Raw genomic sequence first — 8,893 nt, 5'->3', positions numbered from 1 at the left:
AATAGGTCTCCATGAACCAGCCGCGCGCATCGCCGAAACGGCGCGGGCGGAGAAGGGTCACAGGATTGGAAGAAACTGGCATGGCTTTCAGACTCAAACGGCGTGCACCAGAGCGATAGCAGATGATTTAAGGCAGCTTTTTTGCGATAGGGAGCGCAATGGCTCAATAAGCCAAATCTTCCGTAGGGTTTACGGGCTTGCGACAATTTTTGAAGAGTCTGGCGGATCGCCGGTTGAATGCAGCTCGAAGGCGGCACGGGGCCGAAGAGGGCGACGCGGCTCGACATCGTAATCTCTGGAGCACGGCAGTCGGCCACTACGAGCGTTACCTCAGTCGGCGGCCGCATGACATCGGCGTGCGCGTGCGTCTAGCCAATACCTTGAGAGAGTCGGGCGATCTTCCTGCCGCCATTTCTGTCCTTCGCGAGGCCCTGTCGCTGCGCCCGGACAAGGCCAACATCAAACTCACGCTGGCGGAGGTGCTGGATGAAGCGAACTTTTCGCACGAAGCCGATGCCATCCGAAGTCAAATGCTAGAGTTGGTCGGAGCCGAAACGGCCATCCCTCCCTTTTCTCAGCCGGGCGTCATATCGCGTCCCGGAGCCCCCGCCCGATCGGTCGACAGAGTCGAGATTCAAATCAAGGCGCAGACCTGCACCAAGGAGGAAGTAGAGATGACTCTCGCATCCCTGCGAGGACTGACGTCCGTAAACTGGCACGCAACAGTGCTGAAGGGATGCGACCAATCGCAAGGCGTTGAGAGTTTTGGCCCAACCGCCCCCGGAGCCTTGCTCATGTCTGATAACTTGACACGAACAGCCGCCCTCAATCCGGTTCTGTTGATCGATGCGGGTACGGTGTTGACGCCGGATTGTCTCGATTGGCTCATTTGGGCGCTGACCGATGATGTGTGCGCCGCCTATTGCGATCACGACGAAGTGGATACAGTCGGCACAAAGCGCCCGATCCTTCAATCGGCGCCTCATTTTCTGGACCTTGTCACCAACCCCTCGCCGCCCGCAGTGATCATTTTTCGCGATCATGGAAACGACGCACGCGGTTTCGGCGCTAGAGGGCTGTTGTCGTGGGCCCTGACCCGGGGAAAAGTCAGGCATGTTCCCCTCGTCTTAGCTTGCGCCAAGGCATCGGACAGGTCACTGAATACCGAGCGCCCTTCCAAGCCACAGCCGGAAGTCGCCGGACGAATTCTCGTGGTGATCCCAACCCGTGATGAAGGCGCTGCTTTGGAAGTTATGTTGACCTCACTATTCCGCAACGCGTCGTCTAGGGACGAAGTAGATGTGGTCGTCATCGACAACGGAAGCCGTGAATCCGGCACCCTTAAAATGCTGGAGCACTGGCGAAGTCAGGGCGTGGAAATTCTCCGGCGCGACGAACCGTTCAACTGGGCAAGTCTCAACAATATCGCCTGCGAAGGGCGGGAACATCCTATTGTCGTCTTCGCCAATAACGACATGGAAATGCTGTCTGAGAGCTGGGATCTGACGGCTCGACGACTTCTGTCTATGGACGGCGTGGGGGTCGTCGGAGCGCGGCTTATATACCCGAACGATCGTGTCCAGCACGCGGGCATCGTGATGGGGGCGTTGAACGGCGAACCTTTGCACGAAGGATTGCGGGCCGGTCCGGACGAGCGCGGGCCGCTTGACCGGTGGGTGCGGCGCAGGCCGGCGACGGCCGTGACGGGAGCCTTTATGGCCATGCGTCGCTCGGTCTTCGATCAGGTCGGCGGTTTCGACGCCGAAAACTTCGCTGTGTCCTGCAACGACGTCGATTTCTGTCTCCGCGCAGGAGCGGTCGGCTGGACCATTCTCTACGCGCCTGAGTTGGTTTTGCGGCATCATGAGTCTCTGAGCCGCGGCCATTCCAATACCGAAGCCAAACGAAAGCGCGTCTCAGAAGAAATGGGGCGGCTGCTCGCGCGTTGGGGGGATCGCGCTCGGTTTGATCCGACCCGCAATCCTCAATGGGAAGGGCGCGGCATTCGTCTTTTCGCGGGCATGCGAAGCCTGACAGCCGAGGAAGTGATGGATTGGGCTATCAAGACCGAAAGCCGTCCTTCCGATCAGCCGGAAACGCCGACCTTGGCATAGAGAGCGCGCAGCCTTGCGTCATAGGCGTCATCGCTGAAGAGCGCCGCCTGCGTCTTGCCGCGAATGGAAGCGTCGGTGCGCCAGTCGGCGTCGGCGTCGATAGTGCGGATCGCCTGGGATAAAGCGTTGACATCGTAGGGATCGACCTGAAGGGCTGCATCGCCCGCCACCTCAGGAAGCGAGCCCTGGTTCGATGTGAGAACGGGCGTTCCCAAGCTCATCGCCTCCAGGACGGGTAGCCCAAACCCCTCATAAAGAGAGGGGAAGAGGACAGCTTTTGCGCCTCGGATCAGGCTGACCAAGGCAGCGAAGGACATATATTCGTAGACATGGATGCGATCCGAACTCGGACCGCCGATCGCCTTCACGTGACCCAGGAGCGCAGTCTCTGGTTCGCTCAGCCAACCGCGACCGCCAACGATCACGAGAGGCGTCGTTACGCCTGACGCCAGATAGGCTTCCACGACGCGACCAAGGTTCTTTTTCGGCTCGACCGCGCCGAAATGCAGAAAATAGCTGCTCCAGCCGAGTTGGAAGGTCGCTTCCAGTTCGGCGACGATGTCCTGCTCCGTCCTATCGGTCAAAGCCTTTGGCAGGCTGACGGCCTGGTAGGTGTTGGTGACCCTGTCTTCCGGCACCCCCAGCATGCGGATGACATCCTGACGCGTCGCCTCAGAGACGACGGCGATGTGGTCGGCGTGGCGCACGACTTCCCGGCACATGGCCATGAACACAGGCTTGTTGTGCAGCGTCGTGTGCGGAAGGCGCAACGGGATGAGGTCGTGGATGGTGTAGATATTCGGCACATCACGGGCGCGCAGCGGCAGCAGGGTCGTCCAGTGCATGACGTCGGGCGGCGGCGCGTTGCGCCTATCGAAGGTCACAGGCGTGCCGCTGCCGTGTTTCTTGAATGCGCGACTGGCGTAGAAATAGAGCTTGTCGCTGGCCCAAAATCGGTCCGCCCGGGGGCGGGCGGCGTCGCCTCCTGGCCAGATGATGTCTTTAGAGATGGCGACAGGATTGGCGGTTCGTCCAAATGGGCTCAGGCGCGTCCGAACATCCCGTTCGACCTTCCGCATGAAGCGCAGCGGTGTTGCCGGCCGCTCAGGATCGAGGATCGCGACTTCGCCAAAAGGGCGCACGGACTCCGGTGAAAGCGTCGGCCCGAAAAGAGCCTCTGTTCGGAAGCCAAGGCGGCTGGCGGCTTCAAGCAGGTTTCGACTGTAGGTCGCGATCCCGGTGCCCTGCGACGCCGCGAGGTTGAAACCATCGACGCAGATCGCAGGCCGATCCGGTTTCTCGCTGGACGGTATGGGCATTCAGGCTTGTCTCGCGAAGCGGAGGCTTGTTTAGCCTAGAGGGCCTAACATGGGCTATTATCGAGTAGCCAGCAGCTCATTGCAGCTTATTGCCGGGCCAGAGCTTTAGCTTCCCGCGTGACAGCGCCCCCCTCCCCCGCTATCTCGCGCCGGTGATGAACGAAACAGAACGCCAGTCCGAGGAACGCAGCTGGGAGACGGCGAAGACGCTCGCCGAGGCCCTGCCGTATATCCAAGTTTATGACCGCGAGACCGTGGTCATTAAATACGGCGGCCACGCCATGGGCGAGAGCGCCGTGGCGCGTCAGTTCGCGGCCGATGTGGTGCTGCTGAAACTGATGGGGGTGAACCCGGTCGTGGTGCACGGCGGCGGGCCGCAGATCAGCGCCATGCTGGAGAAGGCGGGGGTCAAGTCCAGCTTCGTCGATGGGCTGAGGGTCACGGATCCCGCGACCATGGAGGTCGCCGAGATGGTGCTGTCGGGCGCGGTGAACAAAGAGATCGCCCACTGGATCACGATGGCGGGCAAGGAGGCGGACGTGCGCGGCGTCGGCCTGTCGGGCAAGGACGCCGGTCTGCTGACGGTCGAGAAGACCCGTCGCACCAAGCGCGATCCCGACAGCATGATCGAGCACGAGGTCGATCTGGGCTATGTCGGCGAACCGACCAAGGTCGATCCCAAGCTGATCAAGGGGCTGATCGCGTCGGAGACCGAGGACTGGGTTCCGGTCATCGCCCCGATCGGGGTGGCCGAGGACGGCCAGACCTATAACGTCAACGCCGATACGGTGGCGGGGGCTATCGCCGGGTCGCTGGGCGCCAAGCGGATGCTGCTGCTGACCGACGTGCCGGGGGTCAAGGGCGCGGACGGCGAGATTATTCGCCAGATGACGCTGGAGGAGGCGCAAGGCCTGATCGACACCGGGGTCGCCTCGGGCGGCATGATCCCCAAGCTGGAGACGGCCATGGCGGCGGTGCGCGCCGGGGTCGAGGCCGTGGTCATCCTGGACGGTCGCCGACCGCACGCCATGCTGGTCGAGCTGTTCACCGAGTTCGGCGCCGGCACCCTGGTGAAGGCGTCTTGATCGACCTGTCGCACGTCAACGCCTGGGTGTTCGACATGGACGACACCCTGTATCCGCGCGAGCAGGGGCTGATGGCCTTGGTCCAGGCGCGGATCAACGCCTATGTGGTCGAGGCGGTGGGCCTGGACCCGCAGGAGGCGCGGGTGTTGCAACGTCAGTTCCTGGATGAGCATGGCACAACCCTGGCCGGGCTGATGGCCAACTACACCATCGATCCCGAGGACTTCCTGCGCGTGGTGCATGAGGTGCCGCTGGACGGGGTGGAGCCCAATCCGCGACTGGCCGAGCGGCTGAAGACCCTGCCGGGGCGTTGTTTCGTCTTCACCAACGGCGCGCGGGAGTATGCGCACCGGGTGCTGGACCGGATCGGGATCGCCGACTGTTTTGACGGCGTGTTCGCCATTGAGGACGGGGATCTGACGCCCAAGCCCGAGCCCTCGACCTTTCGCCACATGATCGAACGGTTCGATTTTGAGCCCCGCAGTTCCGCCTTCTTCGAGGACACGCCCAGAAACCTGGAGCCGGCCAAGGCTCTGGGCATGGCCACGATTCTGATCGGCGACGGTCACGGAAAGCCTTTGGGCGACCATATCGACCATATCGCGCCTGACCTTCTCGACTTCCTCAACGCCCTGACTTTCAAGGACGCCGCATGACCGACCTGTCGCATCTCGAATCCGTCATCGAGGCCGCGTGGGAAGCCCGCGCCGATGTCTCGGCCGCCACCCATGGCGACGTGCGCGACGCGGTCGATACCGCCCTGGCCCTGCTGGACGCCGGCCAGGCGCGCGTCGCCTCGCGCGGCGAGGACGGGGTCTGGACCACGCATCAGTGGCTGAAGAAGGCGGTGCTGCTGTCCTTCCGTCTGAACGACAACCAGATCATGCGCGCCGGCGACCGGGGCCCGACCAGCCACGCCCCGGGCGTCGGTCCCTATTGGGACAAGGTGCCCAACAAGTTCGGCGATTGGGCGGCCGCCGATTATCAAGCCGCCGGCTTCCGCTCGGTGCCGGGCGCCATCGTCCGTCAGGGCGCCTACATCGCCAAGAATGTCGTGCTGATGCCGTCATTCGTGAACATCGGCGCTTTCGTCGATGAGGGGTCGATGGTCGACGCCTGGGCCACGGTCGGCTCCTGCGCCCAGATCGGCAAGAACGTTCACCTGTCGGGCGGGGCCGGCATCGGCGGGGTGCTGGAGCCGCTTCAGGCCAATCCGACCATCATCGAGGACGGCTGTTTCATCGGCGCCCGCGCCGAGGTGGCCGAGGGTGTGATCGTGCGCGAGGGCGCGGTGCTGGCCATGGGGGTCTATCTGTCGGGCTCGACCAAGATCGTCGATCGCGCCACGGGAGAGGTCTTCCGGGGCGAGGTGCCGGCCTATTCGGTCGTGGTGCCGGGATCCCTGCCGGATCCCAAGGGCGGTCCGTCGCTGTACTGCGCCGTCATCGTCAAACGGGTGGACGCCCAGACCCGGGCCAAGACCGGGGTCAACGAACTGCTGCGCGACTGATCACATATGAAAACGGAGGCGACCGCGAGGCCGCCTCCGTTCGATGTCATCACGCCTGTATCAGGCGGCGGTCTTCATCGCGTCGGCGTTGACGGCGGCGTCGGCGATGCCGGTCAGGTCTTCGTCGGTCTGGGATTCTTCCTGCAGGGTCTCATCCAGCAGGGCGGCGGCGTCTTCCATGCCGAGCACCAGGGCCCAGCGCTTCAGGGTGCCGTAGCGGGTGATCTCATAGTGCTCCACCGCTTGGGCGGCGGCCAGCAGGCCGGCGTCGAGGGCCGGGTTGTCCTTGTATTCTTCCATGATCTCTTCGCCCTCGGCCAGGATGCCTTCGATGGCGTCGCAGGTCTTGCCGCGCGGGGCCTTGCCGATGATCTCGAACACCTGCTGCAGGCGTTCGATCTGGCCTTCAGTCTGACCCTTGTGCTTTTCGAAGGCGGCCTTCAGCTCGGGCGACTGAGCGGCGCGGGCCATCTTGGGCAGGGACTTCAGGATCTTGCGCTCGGCGTAATAGATGTCCTTGAGCGTGTCGTGGAACAGGGTGTCGAGGGTTTTCTCAGCCATGGGGGTGTCTCGCAAATTGTGATGGGGCGCGGGGGCGCACCCCATCACAAGCGATCCGGCTGAGAACCGTTCCTGTGTTCGGAACCGAGCTTAGGGCTTCAGCCGGCGCGTTTCAGGTCCGGCGGGGTGGCCTCGTCGGTCAGGATGCGGATGGCTTCCTCGACCGAAACCACGGTCTGCGCCTGCGAGCCCAGGCGACGGATGGCGACCATGCCCTGTTCGGCTTCCTGGCGCCCGACCACGGCGATGACCGGGACCTTGCCGACCGAGTGTTCGCGGACCTTATAGCCCACCTTCTCATTGCGCAGGTCGATCTCGGTGCGCAGGCCGGCGGCCTTGAACCGGGCCACCACGTCGCGGGCGTAGTCGTCGGCGTCCGAGGTGATGGTGGCCACCACGGCCTGCGTCGGGGCCAGCCACAGCGGGAAGGCGCCGGCGTAGTTCTCGATCATGATGCCGATGAATCGCTCGAAGCTGCCCAGAATCGCCCGGTGCAGCATGACCGGCCGGTGCTTCTGGCCATCCTCAGCGATGTAGGTCGCGTCCAGCCGTTCCGGCAGGACATAGTCCAGCTGGATCGTGCCGCAGGTCCATTCGCGGCCGATGGCGTCCTTGACGATGAAGTCCAGCTTGGGCGCGTAGAAGGCGCCGTCGCCCTCGGTGACCACCGGCTCGGTCCCGGCGGCGCGGGCGGCTTCGGCCATCAGAGCCTCGGCCTTGTCCCAGAACTCGTCCGAACCGGCGCGGTTCTCGGGCCGGGTGCCCAGGCTGATATAGGCGGTCTCCATGCCTAAGTCGGCGTGGACGCTGCGGGCCAGTTTGATGAACTCGGCCGTCTCCTCGACGATCTGGTCCTCGCGGCAGAAGATGTGGGCGTCGTCCTGGGTGAAGCCGCGCACCCGCATCAGGCCGTGCAGCGAGCCCGACGGCTCGTAGCGGTGGCAGGCGCCGAACTCGGCCATGCGCAGCGGCAGTTCGCGATAAGAGCGCTGACCCTGATCGAAGATCTGGACGTGGCCGGGGCAGTTCATCGGTTTGAGGCTGAGGGTCTCGCCCTCGACCGTCTCGCAGACGAACATATTGGGCCGATACTTGTCCCAGTGGCCGCTCTGTTCCCAGAATTTGCGGTCCAGCACCTGGGGCGTCTTGACCTCGACATAGCCGGCGGCGTCCAGGCGACGGCGCATATAGGCCTCGAGCACGCGCCACAGAACCCAGCCCTTCGGATGCCAGAAGACCATGCCCCGGCCCTCTTCCTGCATATGGAAGAGCTCCATCGCCTTGCCGACCTTGCGGTGGTCGCGCTTTTCGGCCTCTTCCAAACGTTGGAGATAGGCGTCCAGGTCTTCCTTGGTGGCCCAGGCCGTGCCGTAGATGCGTTGCAGCTGTTCGCGCTTGCTGTCGCCCCGCCAATAGGCGCCGGCCAGCTTGGTCAGTTTGAACGCCTTGCCGACATGGCGGGTTGAGGGGAAGTGCGGGCCCCGGCACAGGTCGATCCAGTCGCCCTGTTTGTACAGGGTGATGGTCTCGTTCTCGGGCAGGTCGCGGATCAGCTCGGCCTTGAACTTCTCGCCGCGCGCCTCGAAGAAGACGATGGCCTCGTCGCGGTCCCAGACCTCGCGCTCGAACTTGGCGTCGCGATCGACGATCCGGCCCATCTCCTTCTCGATGGCGGCGAAGTCGTCGGTCGAGAAGGGCTCGTCGCGGAAGAAGTCATAATAGAAGCCGTCCTCGATGGCCGGGCCGATCGTGACCTGGGTTCCCGGGAACAGCGTCTGAACCGCCTCGGCCAGGACGTGGGCCGTGTCGTGGCGGATCGTATAGAGGGCGGCGGGGTCGTCGCGCATGATCAGGCGGAAGTCGCCGCCGGTTTCCAGCACCCGACCCATGTCGCGCTGCTCGCCGTTCAGCTCGGCCAGCACCGCCTTCTTGGCCAGGGACGGCGAGATCGAGGTCGCGACGTCGCGCGCCGTCGAACCGGCCGGATACTGACGCACCGCGCCGTCGGGGAATTTCAGATCGATCATGACTGTTCTTTTTCGTCGGTCTTCAGGGGCGGGACCGGGTCATAGCCCGAACCGCCGAAGGGATGGCATTTACAGAGGCGACGCACGGTGAGCCATCCCCCCTTGACCGGCCCGTGCTGGATCAGGGCGTCGCGCCCATAGTCCGAACAGGTCGGCAGGAAGCGGCACTGCTGGCCGATCAGGGGGGACAGCGTCAGCTTGTAGCCCCGATGGGCCGCGCGGACGCCGCGTTCATAGAGAGACATATGTCCCTTCGCCGGGGGCTGGATGGGTTCGC

The 8,893-nt window shown here is 63.9% G+C and carries 8 protein-coding genes; 4 read left to right on the top strand and 4 right to left on the bottom strand.

Annotated elements, in window-relative coordinates; all coding sequences use genetic code 11:
* The first annotated feature begins 197 nt into the window (after positions 1-197).
* Positions 198-2,114 (top strand): glycosyltransferase, encoded by a 1,917-nt coding sequence (locus tag PKE72_RS09250; protein WP_271165087.1) that lies wholly within the window; start codon positions 198-200, stop codon positions 2,112-2,114.
* Here the strand turns inward: PKE72_RS09250 and PKE72_RS09245 are convergent.
* A complete protein-coding gene (locus PKE72_RS09245) occupies positions 2,087-3,433 on the bottom strand; it encodes a glycosyltransferase family 4 protein (protein WP_271165086.1) in 1,347 nt (448 codons plus the stop codon). The genes PKE72_RS09250 and PKE72_RS09245 overlap by 28 nt on opposite strands.
* A gap of 155 nt (positions 3,434-3,588) precedes the next feature.
* Between PKE72_RS09245 and argB the strand changes: the two genes are divergently transcribed.
* From argB to dapD, 3 genes are read left to right on the top strand one after another with little or no spacing between them, the layout of a single operon-like run.
* Positions 3,589-4,518, top strand: a complete 930-nt coding sequence (gene argB, locus PKE72_RS09240; RefSeq protein WP_271165085.1) for an acetylglutamate kinase — start codon at positions 3,589-3,591, stop codon at positions 4,516-4,518.
* Positions 4,515-5,174, top strand: coding sequence for a pyrimidine 5'-nucleotidase (locus PKE72_RS09235; protein ID WP_271165084.1), 660 nt, complete (start codon positions 4,515-4,517; stop codon positions 5,172-5,174). The genes argB and PKE72_RS09235 overlap by 4 nt, the downstream gene beginning before the upstream one ends.
* Positions 5,171-6,028 (top strand): 2,3,4,5-tetrahydropyridine-2,6-dicarboxylate N-succinyltransferase, encoded by an 858-nt coding sequence (gene dapD, locus PKE72_RS09230; protein ID WP_271165083.1) that lies wholly within the window; start codon positions 5,171-5,173, stop codon positions 6,026-6,028. Before PKE72_RS09235 ends, dapD begins: the two co-directional genes overlap by 4 nt.
* Positions 6,029-6,088: 60 nt before the next feature.
* Here dapD and PKE72_RS09225 read toward each other — a convergent pair whose 3' ends face one another.
* From PKE72_RS09225 to yidD, 3 genes are all read right to left on the bottom strand, one after another.
* Positions 6,089-6,589 carry a YciE/YciF ferroxidase family protein gene (locus tag PKE72_RS09225; protein WP_271165082.1) on the bottom strand — a complete coding sequence of 167 codons (501 nt, stop codon included), beginning with the start codon at positions 6,587-6,589 and terminating at the stop codon, positions 6,089-6,091.
* A 98-nt stretch (positions 6,590-6,687) separates the two neighbouring features.
* Positions 6,688-8,616, bottom strand: coding sequence for a threonine--tRNA ligase (thrS, locus tag PKE72_RS09220; RefSeq protein ID WP_271165081.1), 1,929 nt, complete (start codon positions 8,614-8,616; stop codon positions 6,688-6,690).
* On the bottom strand, positions 8,613-8,861 hold the full coding sequence (gene yidD / locus PKE72_RS09215) for a membrane protein insertion efficiency factor YidD (protein WP_035305826.1): 249 nt from the start codon (positions 8,859-8,861) through the stop codon (positions 8,613-8,615). The genes thrS and yidD overlap by 4 nt, the downstream gene beginning before the upstream one ends.
* Positions 8,862-8,893 lie beyond the last annotated feature (32 nt).

The organism is Brevundimonas intermedia, assembly GCF_027922165.1.
GTDB lineage: Bacteria > Pseudomonadota > Alphaproteobacteria > Caulobacterales > Caulobacteraceae > Brevundimonas > Brevundimonas intermedia.
The sequence above is the reverse complement of the archived record's forward strand: the minus strand, read 5'-3'. Positions and strand labels throughout refer to the sequence as shown.